This window comes from Collinsella sp. AF15-51, assembly GCF_003462845.1.
Taxonomy (GTDB): Bacteria; Actinomycetota; Coriobacteriia; order Coriobacteriales; family Coriobacteriaceae; genus Collinsella.
Genome location: NZ_QRYG01000006.1, coordinates 46,289 through 61,373 on the forward strand (window position 1 = coordinate 46,289; position 15,085 = coordinate 61,373).

Genomic DNA, 15,085 nt, shown 5'->3' on the forward strand with positions numbered 1-15,085 from the left:
GCGGTGATGGACATGACGGATATGACGAGGGCGGCCGTGTCGCGCCGTCACTTTTTGCAGCTGGTTGGCGCCGGCATGCTTGCGCTGACGGGGACCGCGCTTACCGGTTGCGGTAACTCCGCCAGCGGCGAGGGCTCCGACAAGGGGTCTAAGCTTGCGGCCATTAAGTCGCGCGGCCATCTGAATGCCGGCGTTAAGAAGGATGTTCCCGGTTACGGCTATTACGACACCGCCAAGGGCCGCTTTGAGGGCATGGAAGTCGATTTGTGCTACCAGATCGCCGCTGCCGTCTTTGGCGTGAGCTACAAGGAGGCCCGCGCCCAGGAGCTTGTCGAGTTCACCGATGTAACGCCCAAGACGCGCGGCCCGCTGATCGATAACGGCCAACTCGACGTGGTCGCGGCGACCTACACCATCACCGACGAGCGCAAGAAGAGCTGGGATTTCTCGACGCCGTACCGCACCGACTACGTTGGACTCATGGTCAAGAAGCGTTCGGGCTTTACCTCGATTGAGGACCTGGACGGCAAGGTCATCGGCGTGAGCCAGGGTGCCACCACGCAGGGCCTGATCGAGCAGATGATCAAGGACAACGGCTTTAGCTGCAAGCCCGAGTTTAGGGCCTTTAGCGGCTACCCCATCATCAAGAGCTCGCTCGACGCCGGCAATATCGACGTCTTTGCCATGGACCGCTCCACGCTGGCCGGTTACATGAACGAGACCGTTGAGCTGCTGCAGCCCGAGGTCAAGTTTGGCGAGCAGGGCTACGGCGTGGCGACCAAGAAGGGCTGCGACCTTTCGGCCGTGGTCGATCAGGTGATTTGCGATCGTCTGGCCGACGGCTGGCTCGACCAAGAGGTCAAGACCTGGGGTCTTGTATAGGCGCATCGTCCAAGGAAGGAATCAAATGCTCGAAGGATTATTTGACGCCGACCGTTGGTCGACGACATTTCAAAACATGGGGCCCTTCTGGGAGGGCTTTGGCGTGACGCTACAGGTGGTCGTTGCCGGTCTGCTGCTGTCGCTGGTGCTGGGCACGCTGCTGGGTGTGTTCTCTACCACCCGTTCGCGCGTGCTGCGCGCCATAAGCCGCGTGTACGTGGAGTTTTACCAGAACACCCCGTTGCCCGTGCAGGTGCTCTTTATGTACATGGCTGGTCCGCAGTTTTTGCAGGCCATAACCGGTGCCGACCAGCCGGTGCGCATCGCGCCGTTCGTGCTGGGCTTCTTGGGCGTGGGCCTGTATCACGCGGCCTACATTTCGGAGGTCATCCGCACTGGTATCGAGGCGGTTCCGCGCGGTCAGATGGAGGCGGCCCAGAGCCAGGGCTTCACCCGTGCGCAGGCGTACTGGTACATCGTGCTGCCCCAGACATTCAAGATCATTCTGCCGCCGCTGTGTAACCAGGCGCTCAACCTGGTCAAAAATACGTCGGTGCTGGCGCTTGTGGCCGGCGGCGACCTTATGTACCGTTCCGACAACTTTGTGAGTCTGTACGGTTACCTGCAGGGGTACATCGTCTGCTGCCTTATGTACTTCATTATCTGCTTTCCGCTCGCCATGCTGGTGCAGTGGCTCGAGCGCCGCTCCAAGGAGCGTCCGCGCGGTGTGAGCCTGGCCGAGCTGGGGCTCGACAACGTAGAGGAGGCCTAGCGCATGGAAATCTTCAACGCGACCAACCTGCTCTACATTTGGGGCGGCTTTGTTAAGACCATAGAGATCTCGGCGCTGTCGATCTTTTTCTCGCTCATCTTTGGCACGGTGCTGGCGCTCGTTAAAAGCTATGCGCCCCGCCCATTCCGTATTCTGGTGAGCGCCTATATCGAGCTGTTCCGCTGCACGCCGAACCTGCTGTGGATCCTGTTTATCTACTTTACGGTGCAGGGTTTGGACATTGTGATTTCGACCATTGCCTTTACGCTGTTTACCAGCGCCGTTATGGCCGAGATTGTGCGCGGCGGTCTCAACTCGATTCCGCGCGGCCAGTTTGAGGCAGCGCAGAGCCAGGGCTTTGGCTTCTTTGCCACCATGCGCTACATCATTCTGCCGCAGACGTTTAAGACGATCATTCCGGCGCTGTTTAGCCAGTGCACGACCGTCATCAAGGACAGCTCGTATCTTTCGGGGATTAACGTGGCCGAGCTCATGTACACGGCAAACGTCGTGATGGCCCATGCGATCGACCTGTCGCAGGTGCTTATGCTCTACGGCCTGGTGTTTGCGATGTACTTTGTGCTCAACTTTGGTATCTCGCTGCTGGTTCGCGCATATCAGAGGCGAATGGTGGCAGCGTAGAATGTGGCAAAGGGACAGCCCCTTTGTCACATAGAGAAAGGAATCGCGATGAGCGATCTGGAGAATAAGAAGAATCCTGTGGTCATTACCATCGCGCGCGACTTTGGCGCCGAGGGCCACGAGATTGGTCGCATGCTTGCCGACGAGTTGGGGATTCCGCTGTATGACAACGAGCTGCTGGTGCGTGCGTCGCTGCGCGCGGGCGAGTCGCTCGATAAGATGGCCGCCTACGACGAGCGTCTGGCCGTGGAGAACATGGCGTTTCTGCCCGACCGCTACGATGCGCGTTCGTACTCGGACAAGTTGTTCCAGAAGATGAGCCAGGTGATTTTGGACCTGGGCGAGACCGAGAGCTGCATTATCGAAGGCCGTCTGTCCGATTACCTGCTTCGCAACAACCCCAACCACATTGCCGTGCTGGTGACCGCTCCCTTTGAGGATCGCGTCGAGATTGTGCGCAAGAAGCGTGGCCTTAATAAAAAGAAGGGCGCCAAGCTGGTCAAGCAACAGCAGAAGGCGCGTGAGGCTTTTTACAAGCGCTACAGCGCCGGCAAGTGGAAGATGACGAGCGGTAAGGACATCGTCGTCAACCGCGCCAAGCTGGGCCGCGAGGGCTGCAAAGACGTTATCGCCGCTGCCTACCGCTACAAAGTCGCCCAGCTCGAAGACTAACCGACCAAAACCACCACAAAGGGGACAGGCACCTTTGTGGGGGTTTTGTTTTAGGCCGAGGGAAAGGCCTTGGCGGCAGTGCCTATCCTCGGCTTTTGCAAAATCTCGATCTGTAACACCAAGCCAGCGAAAATGGCTCTAACTGTTACAGATTTAGATGAACCGTTCGGCCGTCAGCCCAACGTCTTGATCTGTAACACCAGGCGGCATATTTGGTCTCTAACTGTTACAGATTGAGATGCGGCGTGGGCGGCCGGCACAATATCTCGATCTGTAACAACTGCAGGGCTCAACGGACTCCAGCTGTTACAGATTGAGACAAAACGACCGGGCAAGTCCCCAACCACCACAAAGGTGCCTGCCCCATCGTGGTGGTTGGGGCGGCCGGCATAGAAAAAAGTCCCCGCCGGGCGTGTGCTCGACGGGGACTTTGCCGTTTGATGGCTAGCGCTGTAGGTGATTACTCGCCCAGCAGGCTCTTGGTGATGGAAGCGGCGGCCTTCTTGCCGGCGCCCATCGCCAGAATGACCGTAGCGGCACCGGTGACGATGTCGCCGCCGGCCCAGATGCGGGGGTCGGTGGTCTGGCCGGTCTCCTCGTCGGCGACGATGTAGCCCCACTTGTTGAGCTCCATCTTGCCGCCGATCTTGGCAGCGAAGGGGTTGGCGTTGGTGCCGATAGCCGAGATCGCGACGTCGCAGGGGATCTCCTCGATGGCGCCCTCGATGGGCACCGGGCGACGACGGCCGGACTCGTCAGGCTCGCCGAGCTCCATCTTCTGGACCTTGACGGCGCACACGGAGCCGTCCTCGCCAGCGACAAACTCGAGCGGGGAGACGAGCGGCAGCACCTCGACGCCCTCGGCCTTGGCGTGGTGCAGCTCGGCGCGACGGCAGGGCATCTCGTCCTCGGTACGACGGTAGGCGATGATGGCGTGCTCGGCGCCCAGGCGCTTGGCGGTACGGACGGCGTCCATAGCCACGTTGCCGCCACCAAAGACGACGACGTTCTTGCCGTGCTTGGTGGGGGTGTCGTACTCGGGGAACTTGTTGGCCTTCATCAGGTTCACGCGGGTGAGGTACTCGTTAGCGAAGAAGACGTTGGGCAGGTTCTCGCCGGGGACGTTGAGGAACTTGGGCAGGCCGGCGCCGGTCGCCACGTAGATGGCGTCGAAGCCCTGCTCGAACAGCTCCTCGGCCGTGGCCATGTTGCCCACGACGGAGTTGTACTCAAACTTGACGCCCATGTCCTCCAGGCCGTCAATCTCGCGCTTGACGACTGCCTTGGGCAGACGGAACTCGGGGATGCCGTAGACCAGCACGCCGCCGCCGGTGAAGAAGGCCTCGAAGACGGTGACGTCAAAGCCGTTGCGGGCGAGCTCGCCGGCGCAGGTGATGCCGGACGGGCCAGAGCCGACGACGGCGACCTTCTTGCCGTTCTTGGGAGCCATCTTGGGCGTGGAGGCGAGCTCGGGGCGGTCGCCCAGGAAGCGCTCGAGCTGGCCGATGGCCACGGGCTCGGTCTTCTTGCCACGGATGCACTTGCCCTCGCACTGGTTCTCCTGCGGGCAGACGCGGCCGCAGATGGCGGGAAGCATGGAGTCCTCGCGGATGGTATCGAGAGCGCCGCCGAAGTCCTTCGCGCGGATCTGCTCGATAAAGCGGGGGATGTTGATGTTGACGGGGCAGCCCTCAACACAGAACGGCTTCTTGCAGTTGAGGCAGCGCTCGGCCTCAGCCAGCGCCATCTCCTCGGTGAAGCCCTTGTCGACGGGGCGGAAGTCGCAGGCGCGCTCGGCAGCCGGCTCCTCGTTATCGGGGGTGCGGGGCGACTTCATATCGGCAACGAAACGACCGTTAACTAGTGGCATGCGCAGCTCTTTTCCTCATAGGCCTTGAGGGACTCGCCCTCTTCGGAACGGTAAGCGGCCTGGCGGGCACGAAGGTCATCCCAGTCGACCAGGGTGGCATCGAAGTCGGGGCCGTCGACGCAAGCGAACTTGGTCACGCCGCCCACCTCGACGCGGCAGCAGCCGCACATACCGGTGCCGTCAACCATGATGGGGTTAAGCGACGCGGTGATGGGGGTGTCGTACTTCTGGGCGGTGAGGGTCGAGAACTTCATCATCGGAACGGGGCCGACGCAGAAGACCTGGCTCACGGCCTTGTCCTGCAGCAGGCGCTCCAGTGGAGCGGTGACAACGCCCTGCTCGCCGTAGGAGCCGTCGTCAGTGGTGATGTGGATGTGGTCCTCGTCGAGCAGCTCGCGGAACTGGTCCTCCATGAGCAGGAGGTCCTTGGTGCGGGCGCCCATGATGGCGTGCACCTCGTGACCGGTCTCGACCAGGTGCTTGGCGACCGGGAAGGCAATTGCCAGGCCGACGCCGCCGCCAATGACGGCGCAGGGGCCCTCGGCCATCTCGGTGGGAACGCCCAGCGGGCCCACGACGTCGCGCAGCGACTCGCCGGCCTCGTAGGTGGAAAGCATCTCGGTAGTCTTGCCGATCACCATGAAGATGAACTCGACCCAGCCCTCGTCACCGTTCCAGCCGGCCAGGGTAAACGGGACGCGCTCGCCCGTCTCGTTGGCGCGAACCATGAGGAACTGTCCAGCGTGCGCATGCTTGGCGATTGCGGGCGCCTCGATGCGGAACTTGAACACCTTCTCAGAGAACTGCGTCTTCTCCAGGATCTTATACATAGAACCCCTCTCTTGTTAGGGCGACCGAACCGTGCCTCCACGGAAATAGACGGCAGCCCGATTAGAACCGTACGCGCACAGGCGATGTGCAGACATACGGTGCAAATTATACCCTCATGGACATGCTGTTTACGTGTGTCTTCGGCGGTTGGGAAAAGGGTTTATCCACTTCGACCTACCAAATAGGGATAGGTTTATTTTGGTCGGTTTTATCAGGCAAAACGGCAAAGGGGGCCGGCCTCGGGTTGTGATGAGGCCGGCCCCCTTTGGGGTGTTATGCGTGTATGGCGGCGCGGGGTTTATTGCGATGCGGCCACCGGGGCGTTTCCGCAGATAAAACCTGCCAAAATAAACATCCCTAAACGGTAGGTTTTAGTGCTTGCCGTTGGCGGAGGCGGCGCCGTTGACGTGGTCGCGGGCGTAGATTACGCCGTGCACGATGGCCAGACCGGCGGCGTCGGCGGCGCGGGCGCAGGTGTCCTGGAAGGCCTCGGCCTCGCGGGCGCGCAGCTGCTTGAGCACATAGTCTGCCACGGCCATCTTGCCGGGAGGGTTGCCGATGCCGGTGCGGATACGGCTAAAGTCGCGGCTGCCCATCTTGTCGATGATGGAGCGCAGGCCGTTGTGGCCGGCGTGGCCACCGCCCACCTTGACGCGCACGTCACCGGCGGGGATGTCGAGCTCGTCGTGGATGACGAGCAGCTCCTCGGCCTTGATCTTGTACTCGCGGCAGAGCTTGGAGATGGGGCCACCCGAGGTATTCATATACGACTGCGGCTTGACCAGCACGATCTGGCGCTTGCCACCCTCTTCCTCGGGATCGTTGATGTTGATGAGTGCGACCTCGGCGCCGGCCTGGTTTTTCCAGTACGTGACGCCGGCCTGACGGGCCAGCTCGTCAATCGCCTTAAAGCCGGCGTTGTGGCGGGTCTCGGCATATTCCTCGCCCGGGTTGCCAAGCCCGGCAACCATGCGAATCTTAAGCGGCTGTGCAGCTGCCATGTTCATCCTTTCGTTGATTTGTCGCCTGCTATGGTGAGCGACCCTGTTGCCGCTGTCAAATGGAGGGTAATTGAGGGCGTTTGGGGGCGTTTGGACGGCCGTCGAAATCCGAGGTGGACAGTTAGTTCAGATACGTATAAGTTCTGAGGACTCGAATTACTCAATTCAATGCCGATACGTTGTTTTGGAGCTTTAGTTAGTCCATATGGCGCTGTTTTGAAGTCTACCCTGCCTTCAAATAGGGCGAATGGTATAGAGATAGCTGCAAAACAGTCTAATTCAATGCGTCCATTTATACGTATTTGAACTAACTGCCCAGCCCTGCTCGACGGCGCACGGGTGATTCGCCGTTTAGACGGGCGCGAGACCGACCCCGGCCCGCAGGGCGTTGAGCCATGCGGCTTGACGTTTGCGATAACCCTTGATGCGATAGCGGAACCGAACCCCAGCGAGTCGATGCATCATTTGTGCGAAGGCTTCGAGCGCAACAAGGTCTTTCATTTGGTCGCGATTGATAACCAGGACGTGGATGCCCATTGCCTTGAGTCCATTATTTCGATTGCCATCGTGGATGCGAGCGTTTTGAAGCTCATGCCCAATTCCGTTGTATTCGTTGTCGACTCCTGCAGCTGGGCAATATAAGTCGCAGATGGCATAGGGGATGCCCGAGGACATGTTGACCGCAAGAGTGTCGAAGTCGATTCGATGGTTGAGTAGCAGGCCTCCCATGGGCAGGCTGCAGCATCCGAATCCGCCAAAGCGCATGGGCGCGCCCAGGACGGCGAACATTAAGGACTCCGCTGGGGATGCGGATCCTGCTCGGGCGAGTCTGACGGCCGTGCGAAACGAGGCGTAGGAGCTACTTTTGGCAAACTGTGCGACTGCCTCGAGCTCATTTATGGTTGTGGCAGGCTCGCATTTGTAGTGCGCCTGTTCGTAGCGGGTTTCGTCTTGCTTTCCGGGTGCCGGCTGGCCGCCATGACAATCAAGATCGTCCATCGCTTCGGAGCTACCGGCCTTGGGCCACGTGTCGTCGTGGGCGATGGGGTAGGTTATCTCGGGCGGAAGGGAGTAGGACCCCAACAGCTCCATGAGAAGCATCAGGACTTTGGCTACAGGCTCATTCCTAGAGCACAACATGGCTGTCATGGCGGGAGACGTTGCGTAGATGTCGGCTTCGATGTGCATGATTGCTTCCGCGGGAAGCGGGGCGGTGATGCTGTGCTGGAGAAGACGTCCGTCGGGCCGTCTGTTGTTGCCGCCGGCAACAAGGAGATCTAGGCGCTCGGAGTCGTCTTCGCTCCAGGCGTCAAGCATCGCAAGAGCTACAAAGTCTATGGCGTCCTTGTTGGGAACACAACTTGCAAGGGCTTGTGCCTGTTGCCTGTCATCGATGATGCCCCACGGAAGCGCAGAGTACGCCCGTCGAGCGCGGCGAATTGCGCGGAGGGCGGAGAAATGTGAGATCACAGTGGTCATAGCTATAAAGTGCTAAGCCGTCGGCGAAATGATGCAGCCGTGGCGTTCTTTTCGCTCAAAGGGGCGTCGTGCGCCGCAGACGGTAGCAGATCGTGCGAGGGGCCTTGAAAAGCGGGGCTCAGGGCGCTTGTTTGACCTTGGAGGCATGGATCGAGATAGGTGTTGGACAGTTAGTTCAGATTTGTATGAGACGACTGAAGCGTTCCGCCATTGTCGAAGGGTTCGGTGGGCAAAATAGAGTGAATGGCATAGTGAAGACGTCCATAAGAGGAGAGATTGGCCGAGATTATGCCGGCAGGTGAACCTTTGGCGCATCAAGTGGTCCATGTGGGCGCCCAAGAAAATACAAATTTGAACTAATTGTCCAGGGAAGGTTGGCGAGGGATAGAAAAAGGGTCGGAAGCGAGCTTCCGACCCTTTAAAAGCATCAAAGATGATGCGATGCGTGGCGGGCTACAGCGCGAAGTCGCCGCCGACGAGCGTGGAGACGGGCTCCTCGTGGTAAACGGCGGAGATGGCCTGAGCGAACTCCTCGGCGACCGAGATAGTCTTGATCTTGCCGCCGACCTCGACGGGGATGGCGTCGGTGACGACGCACTCGACGATGGGGGCATCGTTCAGGCGCTCGATGGCCGGACCGGAGAAGATGCCGTGGGTGGCGCAGACGTAGATGTCACCGGCGCCCATAGCCTTGAGCTCCTTGACGTTGGCGCACAGGGTGCCAGCGGTGTCGATCATGTCGTCGTTGATGATGCAGGTCTTGCCCTTGATGTCACCGATGATGCCCATGACCTCGGCGGCGTTGTGGCGCGGACGGCCCTTGTGGGCGATGGCCAGGTCGCAGCCGAGCATGTCGGACAGCTTCTTGGCGGCCTTGGCGCGACCCACGTCGGGGGAGACGACAACCAGGTTGTCGGTGTCGAAGTGCATGTCGTTGTAGTACTGGCCAAACAGCGGCAGTGCGGACAGGTGGTTAACCGGGATATCGAAGAAGCCCTGGATCTGGCCCTGGTGCAGGTCGAGGGTGATAATGCGGTTGACGCCGGCGCGCTCGAGCAGGTTGGCGACGAGGCGGGCGGTGATGGGCTCGCGCGGGCCGGCCTTGCGGTCCTGGCGGGCATAGCCGTAGTGGGTGATAACGGCGGTGATGGAGCGGGCGGATGCGCGCTTGGCAGCGTCGGTGGCGATGAGCAGCTCCATGAGCATGTCGTTGACGTTGCCGCCGGCCACGGACTGAATCAGGAAGACGTCGGCGCCGCGGACGGTCTCGTCGTAGCGGGCGTAAATCTCACCATTGGCGAACTGCTTTAGCGTAAGGCCCGAAAGCTCGACCCCAAGGTACTCAGCAATCTTCTGAGCGAGGGGACGGTTGGAGGAACCGGAATACACGCGGATGGACTTGCGCATATTCTCCGACTTCTCGGGATCATTAATCGGCATTACCCTTCTCCTTTATACATCGAATGCCATATAGATGCCTTGTTGCATTGTAACCGCGCGGCGGGGTTTATCGGGTCCTGATAACGTCTTTACCGCCAACGGACACGAACCGACCACTCATCCGGTTGCGCAGGTCACGATAGAAAAAGGAGCCGCCCCCATGGAGCAGCTCCTTTTGTGCTTGGTAAAACGTTATACCTCGTCGTCCTCGTGCAGGCGGCGGCGGTAATCGGCGGCCCAGCCCTCAATATTTACCTGACGGGCGCGGCCCAGACCGAGCGCGTCTGCCGGGACCGGCTCGGTGATGACGGAGCCAGCGGCCACGAGCGCGCCGTCGCCGATCTGGGCGGGCGCGACCATCATGGTGTCGGAGCCAATGAAGGCGTCCTTGCCGATGACGGTCTTGTGCTTGTGCACGCCATCGTAGTTGCAGGTGATGGAGCCCGCGCCCACGTTGACGCCGGAGCCCATGGTGGTGTCGCCGATGTAGGACAGGTGCGGCACCTTTGAGCCCTCGCCGATCGTGGACTTCTTGATCTCCACGTGCGTGCCGGCCTTGGATCCGTCGAGCATGTGGGTGCCCGGGCGCAGGTAGGCGCGCGGGCCGCAGTCGACGCCGTTCTCGATGACGGCCTCGATGGCGATGGTCTCGTCGATGACGCAGCCGCTGCCGACGGTGGTGTCGGTGAGGCGGCTGTTGGGGCCGAGCTGGCACTCCTCGCCCACGGTGACGTGGCCGATCAGGTGCGTCTGCGGCCACACGACGGTATCGCGGCCGATAACGGCATCGGGGCCGATCCAGGCCTGCGTGGGGTCGATGAAGGTAACGCCCTCGGCCATCCAGTGCTCGTTGATGCGGTCGCGCGCGATGGCGGTGAGCTGTGCGAGCTGGATGCGGCTGTTGACGCCCAGGCCGTCGCGGTAGTCGTCGCAGTGGAAGATGGAGACAGCCTGGCCGTGGCCCTTGAGGATCTCGAGCATGTCGGGCAGATAGTACTCGGACTGCGCGTTGTCGTTGCCGATCTCGTTAATGTGGGCGGCGAGCTGCGCGCCGTCAAAGGCGTAGCAGCCGGCGTTGCACTCCAGCAGCGTGGCGGCCTGCTCGGGCGTGCAGTCCTTCTGCTCGATGATGCGCTCGATCTGACCATCGGCGCCCAGCTTGATGCGGCCGTAGCCGAAAGGATCGGGCGGGGTCATGGTCATGACGGTGCAGGCGAGCTCGCCGGTGGCGACGGTTTGCGCGAACTTGGCGACGGTGTCGGCGGTGATGAGCGGCAGGTCGCCGTTGAGCACGACGACGGGGCCTTGCGTGATGCCGCAGGCCTCGAGCGCGACCTTTACGGCGTGGCCGGTGCCCAGGCGCTCGGTCTGCTCGACGCACTCGACCTTGGTGGCGCTGTTGGCGTAGGCGCCGTCGATGAGGGCGCGCATCTCGTCGGCGTGGCTGCCGATGACGACCACGACGCGGCTGCAGCCGGCCTTGATGGTAGCGTCGACGATCCACTGGACCATGGGCTTACCCAGGATCTTGTGCGAAACCTTGCAGTGGTTCGACTTCATGCGGGTGCCCTCGCCGGCAGCGAGGATAATTGCGGTTGCGTCCATGTGATCTCCTGTTACGTTATAGAGACGTGTGTTTGGAAACGATACACGGCGCAATATGATACCGCAGGCATATGACGAGCGCGTAACGATTGGTTTGCGGCGGTTGAGGCTTGCGCCGCCGGCGTGGCGTTTGCACTGCGTGCGTGCGGCGTTGGCGGTGCTGCGGAGCTGTTGTTTGAGCGAGGGAACGGGGGTGCCCGTGGATATCATGCGAGAGGAATCGGGCAACGAGCCCGTCGCGGCATTCTCGATGTCGCATCCGGCTGTGCCGGCACTCTATATAGCGCTGACGCTGGGGCTCACTATGTTCTCGATGCAGCCGGTACTGATTGCGCTGTCACTTGCGGGCGGGCTGGCGTATGGATTTGCGACGCGTGGGGCTGCCCGCACGTTGGGGGCGCTTCGCTGGCAGCTGCCAGTGATTTTGATTATCGCGCTGGTCAATCCTCTGTTTAGCGCCTCGGGCTCGACGGAGCTGTTCCGTATTGGCATGCGCGCGGTGTATCTGGAGAGCATGGTATACGGCCTGTGCATGGGCGGGCTGTTTGTGGCGAGCGTGCTGTGGTTTGGGGCCGCGGCGTCGATGCTCGAATACGACAAGGTGCTCGCGCTGCTGGGTAATGCCGCACCGGTGATTGCGCTCATGATCTCGATGTGCATGAGGCTTATCCCGCAGTTTTTGCGCCGCGGTCGTACGGTGCTGGCGGTGCAGGATGCGATTGATGTGCCGGGCCGCGCGCCGGCCGACCCCGTACGCTCGCGCCTGCGGGCGTCGAGCGTGTTGATGGGCTGGGGCATGGAAGATTCGCTGGAGCGCGCGGACGCGATGCGCTCGCGCGGGTGGGGTGCTGCGACGCGTCGTACGACGTATGCGCGGTATCGACTGGGGCGCAGCGACGTTGCCGCGCTGGCCGGGCTCGCACTGTTTGGTGCTGTCGCGGTGGCGGTGGCGTGGACCGCGACGACGCAGTATTCGTTTTATCCGCAGCTCTCGGTTCCGGCGCCGTGGCTGGGCTATGTCGTGTACGCTGCCTGGATGATGCTGCCTTGCGCGTTGCACGCGATTGATGAGAAGAGGTTTGGCTGATGGCTCGGTTGGATAGGGGCCCGGTGTCGGGCGCGGCGTGCGGCCCGGATATTCCGGCGATTGAGGTGCAGGGCCTTAGTTTTGCCTATCCCGGGGCCGAGGCACCGGTGCTCGAGGGGCTTGATTGGCGTGTTCCCCAAGGTGCATTTGCGCTGCTTGTTGGCGGTACCGGATCGGGTAAGTCGACGCTGCTGTCGCTGCTCAAGCCCGAGATCGCTCCGGCGGGCGAGCGCACTGGTGATGCGCGCGTGCTGGGCGAGAACGTTGCCGACATGGACGTGCGGGCATCGGCGGAGCGCGTGGGCTATGTGTTCCAGGATCCCGAGAACCAGATCGTGTGCGAAACCGTGTGGCACGAGATGGCGTTTGGCCTGGAAAACTTGGGGCTAGCACGTGATGAGATGCGCCGTCGCGTAGCTGAGACCAGCTATTTCTTTGGGCTGGAGGATTGGCTCCACCGCGATACCGATACGCTTTCGGGCGGACGCAAGCAGCTGCTGTCGTTGGCGGCCGTGCTGGCCTTGCGCCCGCGCGTGCTGCTGCTCGACGAGCCCACGTCCCAGCTCGATCCTGTTGCCGAGAAAAATTTTCTGCACGCGCTGTTTCGCGTGAACCGCGAGCTGGGATGCACGGTTGTTGTGGCAACGCACCAGCCGCGCCCGATGCTTGAATACGCGACGTGCGCGTATCGGATTGAGGGCGGCCGCGTGCACGAGGTGGCCGATATGGCTTCTTTGGGACGCCGAGAATCGTTGTTTTCCGACGACATGTTGGGGTGGGGTGCCGTCCGATGTGCAAAAAACGGAGTATTCAGCAGGCGTGAGGACAATTTGGGCTCTCTGGAGCCGCCCGGGGACGTATCGAGCGCGAAAAAAAGTTCGGAATTGGACAAATCGTCCGAATTTGTGGAGCAAACGTCGCTCGAGAACGGCTCGGAAGCCTTCCCGCGCACGGATGGGAGCAGAATACTCCAAAAAATGCACGGCGGGTCGGCTACCACCCTGGCAGGGAGCTGGTTTCGCTACGATCGCGCGGGCGGCTGGGTGCTGCGCGGGCTCGACGTGGCGTTTTCGGCCGGTGCGGTGCATGCGATCGTGGGCGGCAACGGATGCGGTAAGTCGACGATGCTCTCGGTGCTGGCGAAGACCGCCAAGCTGCAGCGCGGCCGCATGGTGCGCGGAGCGGCCTCGGCGGCGCTGCTGCCTCAGAACCCCAAAGCATTGCTGGTTGCCGAGACGGTTCACGATGAGCTGATGGAATGGGCCTCGACCTGCGGATATGACGAGAACTTGGCGCGGGAGCGTGCGGCGCAACTGGGATTGGACGGCCTGGAGACGCGTCACCCCTACGACCTCTCGGGCGGACAGCGCCAGCTGCTCGCGCTGGCAAAGCTGCTGCTGATTGGCCCCGAGCTGCTGCTGCTTGACGAGCCCACGAAGGGCTTGGACCTGGAGAGCCGCCGCATCATCGCTCGCGCCCTGCGTGACCATGCGAAGGCTGGCGGCACCGTCATCATGGCTACGCACGATTTGGACTTTGCCGAGCAGGTCGCCGACGACATCGCCATGATGTTCGATGGCGAGATTGCCTGCATGGAGCCGCCGGCCGACTTCTTTGCCGACAACGTGTTTTATAGGGCGTGATGGGATGGCGGATTATCGCATCGTGCGCCTACTTGCAAAACTGGAGATACCGCTGCTGCTGGCGGTGCCAGCCGTGATGGCTTCGGCGTTGCTGGCGGGCGTTGAGCAGGCGGCGCTCGCCATGCTTGTCGTGGTGGCGCTGGTGCTTGCGCTGTTCTTTGCAGGCTATGAGGCGTCGCGACCGGGCCTGCGCCAGATTATGCCAACGCTGGTTCTGGCGGCGTTGGCCGCGGCGGGGCGCATCTTGTTTGGCCCCATTCCCGACTTTAAACCCGTGAGTGCCATCGCCATTATCGCGGGGGCGACGCTTGGTCGCCGCAATGGTTTTATGGTTGGCGCGCTGGCGGCGCTGACCAGCAATTTCTTTTGTGGACAGGGCATGTGGACGCCGTGGCAGATGTATGCCTGGGGGCTCGTGGGATACGTTGGCGGTGCGCTGGCGCATGCGGGTGCGTTCGACCGCGCCGACGGCACCGTGCGTATGCCGGCGCTGCTGACCTACGGCTTTGCTTCGGGTTTGCTGTACGGCGTTGTGATCAACGCCTACGACATTATCGGTTTTGTTCAACCGCTCACGTGGGCGGGTGCCATGGCGCGTCTTGCCACCGCCGTACCGTTCGATATCACGCACGGCCTTGCGACCTGCGTGTTTTTGGTCGCCCTGTACAAGCCTTGGTGTCGCCGCATCAACCGAGTCGTCGTGAAGTACGGACTGTAGGGCTGGTTGCGCCGGGGCGGGAATCAATACTGCCGAAGTGTCATTTTAAAACTATGCCGGTTTACGGGGCCAGATTGGCACAAGCAGACCATGCCGGCTATTTTTGAAATAGAGCAAGCCGTTTACCTGCGGTTTTATTATTTCGGAATTGCGTATGGTTGGGGGTTCGCGATTTAGCCCCGTAAACTGGCATAGTTTTGGAATGGCCGGCTGATATGACGGGCGTCGTGACCCTCAAGAGCCAAATTGATCCGTTTTCTTCCGTCTCCAGACGTCCCCGGGGAATCAGCTGAACTCGCCCGCCACGAAATCAGCCTATCTACTACGTTTGACCCGACACCCCCAAACACAACCGCGTTTTATGAAAAACCGCAGGCTTTCTACCTGCGGTTTTCTTTTTGCGTTGTTCGCTGTGGTTGAGGGTGGTGGCTTAAACGTAGTAG

At 61.3% G+C, this 15,085-nt stretch carries 13 protein-coding genes; 7 read left to right on the forward strand and 6 right to left on the reverse strand.

Annotated features, from left to right (window positions below):
- Positions 1-6 precede the first annotated feature (6 nt).
- From DWW51_RS04515 to DWW51_RS04530, 4 genes are read left to right on the forward strand one after another with little or no spacing between them, the layout of a single operon-like run.
- Positions 7-882 carry a transporter substrate-binding domain-containing protein gene (locus tag DWW51_RS04515; RefSeq protein ID WP_117773662.1) on the forward strand — a complete coding sequence of 292 codons (876 nt, stop codon included), beginning with the start codon at positions 7-9 and terminating at the stop codon, positions 880-882.
- Between the two features lie 25 nt (positions 883-907).
- Positions 908-1,654 carry an amino acid ABC transporter permease gene (locus DWW51_RS04520; RefSeq protein WP_035136546.1) on the forward strand — a complete coding sequence of 249 codons (747 nt, stop codon included), beginning with the start codon at positions 908-910 and terminating at the stop codon, positions 1,652-1,654.
- A 3-nt stretch (positions 1,655-1,657) separates the two neighbouring features.
- Positions 1,658-2,296, forward strand: a complete 639-nt coding sequence (locus tag DWW51_RS04525) for an amino acid ABC transporter permease (RefSeq protein ID WP_006235796.1) — start codon at positions 1,658-1,660, stop codon at positions 2,294-2,296.
- Positions 2,297-2,344: 48 nt separating this feature from the next.
- Positions 2,345-2,968 carry an AAA family ATPase gene (locus DWW51_RS04530; protein WP_055285378.1) on the forward strand — a complete coding sequence of 208 codons (624 nt, stop codon included), beginning with the start codon at positions 2,345-2,347 and terminating at the stop codon, positions 2,966-2,968.
- A 460-nt stretch (positions 2,969-3,428) separates the two neighbouring features.
- On the opposite strand, the gene gltA is transcribed toward DWW51_RS04530, so the two are convergent.
- From gltA to glmU, 6 genes are all read right to left on the reverse strand, one after another.
- Positions 3,429-4,838, reverse strand: coding sequence for an NADPH-dependent glutamate synthase (gene gltA / locus DWW51_RS04535; RefSeq protein WP_117773663.1), 1,410 nt, complete (start codon positions 4,836-4,838; stop codon positions 3,429-3,431).
- Positions 4,829-5,668 (reverse strand): sulfide/dihydroorotate dehydrogenase-like FAD/NAD-binding protein, encoded by an 840-nt coding sequence (locus DWW51_RS04540; protein ID WP_006235793.1) that lies wholly within the window; start codon positions 5,666-5,668, stop codon positions 4,829-4,831. The genes gltA and DWW51_RS04540 overlap by 10 nt, the downstream gene beginning before the upstream one ends.
- Positions 5,669-6,040: 372 nt before the next feature.
- Complete coding sequence (pth, locus tag DWW51_RS04545) at positions 6,041-6,670, reverse strand: aminoacyl-tRNA hydrolase (RefSeq protein WP_197032170.1); 630 nt, start codon at positions 6,668-6,670, stop codon at positions 6,041-6,043.
- 351 nt (positions 6,671-7,021) lie between these two features.
- Entirely contained in the window at positions 7,022-8,149 is a 1,128-nt protein-coding gene (locus tag DWW51_RS04550; protein WP_117773664.1) for a hypothetical protein, read from the reverse strand.
- Between the two features lie 453 nt (positions 8,150-8,602).
- Entirely contained in the window at positions 8,603-9,589 is a 987-nt protein-coding gene (locus DWW51_RS04555) for a ribose-phosphate pyrophosphokinase (protein WP_089573682.1), read from the reverse strand.
- Between the two features lie 192 nt (positions 9,590-9,781).
- Positions 9,782-11,194 carry a bifunctional UDP-N-acetylglucosamine diphosphorylase/glucosamine-1-phosphate N-acetyltransferase GlmU gene (glmU, locus tag DWW51_RS04560; RefSeq protein WP_117637148.1) on the reverse strand — a complete coding sequence of 471 codons (1,413 nt, stop codon included), beginning with the start codon at positions 11,192-11,194 and terminating at the stop codon, positions 9,782-9,784.
- Between the two features lie 208 nt (positions 11,195-11,402).
- Here glmU and DWW51_RS04565 point away from each other — a divergent pair, with 208 nt between their 5' ends.
- The 3 genes from DWW51_RS04565 to DWW51_RS04575 are packed head-to-tail and all read left to right on the forward strand — an operon-like array spanning position 11,403 to position 14,642.
- Positions 11,403-12,281: an energy-coupling factor transporter transmembrane component T gene (locus DWW51_RS04565; protein WP_117773692.1), complete on the forward strand. Its 879-nt coding sequence runs from the start codon at positions 11,403-11,405 to the stop codon at positions 12,279-12,281.
- A complete protein-coding gene (locus tag DWW51_RS04570; protein WP_117773665.1) occupies positions 12,281-13,924 on the forward strand; it encodes an ABC transporter ATP-binding protein in 1,644 nt (547 codons plus the stop codon). Before DWW51_RS04565 ends, DWW51_RS04570 begins: the two co-directional genes overlap by 1 nt.
- A gap of 4 nt (positions 13,925-13,928) precedes the next feature.
- Positions 13,929-14,642: a DUF6580 family putative transport protein gene (locus tag DWW51_RS04575; RefSeq protein WP_117773666.1), complete on the forward strand. Its 714-nt coding sequence runs from the start codon at positions 13,929-13,931 to the stop codon at positions 14,640-14,642.
- The last annotated feature ends 443 nt before the right edge of the window (positions 14,643-15,085 follow it).

Excerpts from the sequence above, each read along its gene's own strand:
- DWW51_RS04515 (WP_117773662.1), top strand. The coding sequence starts at position 7 with ATGGACATGACGGATATGACGAGGGCGGCCGTGTCGCGCCGTCACTTT.
- DWW51_RS04520 (WP_035136546.1), top strand. The coding sequence starts at position 908 with ATGCTCGAAGGATTATTTGACGCCGACCGTTGGTCGACGACATTTCAA.
- DWW51_RS04525 (WP_006235796.1), top strand. The coding sequence starts at position 1,658 with ATGGAAATCTTCAACGCGACCAACCTGCTCTACATTTGGGGCGGCTTT.
- DWW51_RS04530 (WP_055285378.1), top strand. The coding sequence starts at position 2,345 with ATGAGCGATCTGGAGAATAAGAAGAATCCTGTGGTCATTACCATCGCG.
- gltA (WP_117773663.1), bottom strand. The coding sequence starts at position 4,838 with ATGCCACTAGTTAACGGTCGTTTCGTTGCCGATATGAAGTCGCCCCGC.
- DWW51_RS04540 (WP_006235793.1), bottom strand. The coding sequence starts at position 5,668 with ATGTATAAGATCCTGGAGAAGACGCAGTTCTCTGAGAAGGTGTTCAAG.
- pth (WP_197032170.1), bottom strand. The coding sequence starts at position 6,670 with ATGGCAGCTGCACAGCCGCTTAAGATTCGCATGGTTGCCGGGCTTGGC.
- DWW51_RS04550 (WP_117773664.1), bottom strand. The coding sequence starts at position 8,149 with ATGACCACTGTGATCTCACATTTCTCCGCCCTCCGCGCAATTCGCCGC.
- DWW51_RS04555 (WP_089573682.1), bottom strand. The coding sequence starts at position 9,589 with ATGCCGATTAATGATCCCGAGAAGTCGGAGAATATGCGCAAGTCCATC.
- glmU (WP_117637148.1), bottom strand. The coding sequence starts at position 11,194 with ATGGACGCAACCGCAATTATCCTCGCTGCCGGCGAGGGCACCCGCATG.
- DWW51_RS04565 (WP_117773692.1), top strand. The coding sequence starts at position 11,403 with ATGCGAGAGGAATCGGGCAACGAGCCCGTCGCGGCATTCTCGATGTCG.
- DWW51_RS04570 (WP_117773665.1), top strand. The coding sequence starts at position 12,281 with ATGGCTCGGTTGGATAGGGGCCCGGTGTCGGGCGCGGCGTGCGGCCCG.
- DWW51_RS04575 (WP_117773666.1), top strand. The coding sequence starts at position 13,929 with ATGGCGGATTATCGCATCGTGCGCCTACTTGCAAAACTGGAGATACCG.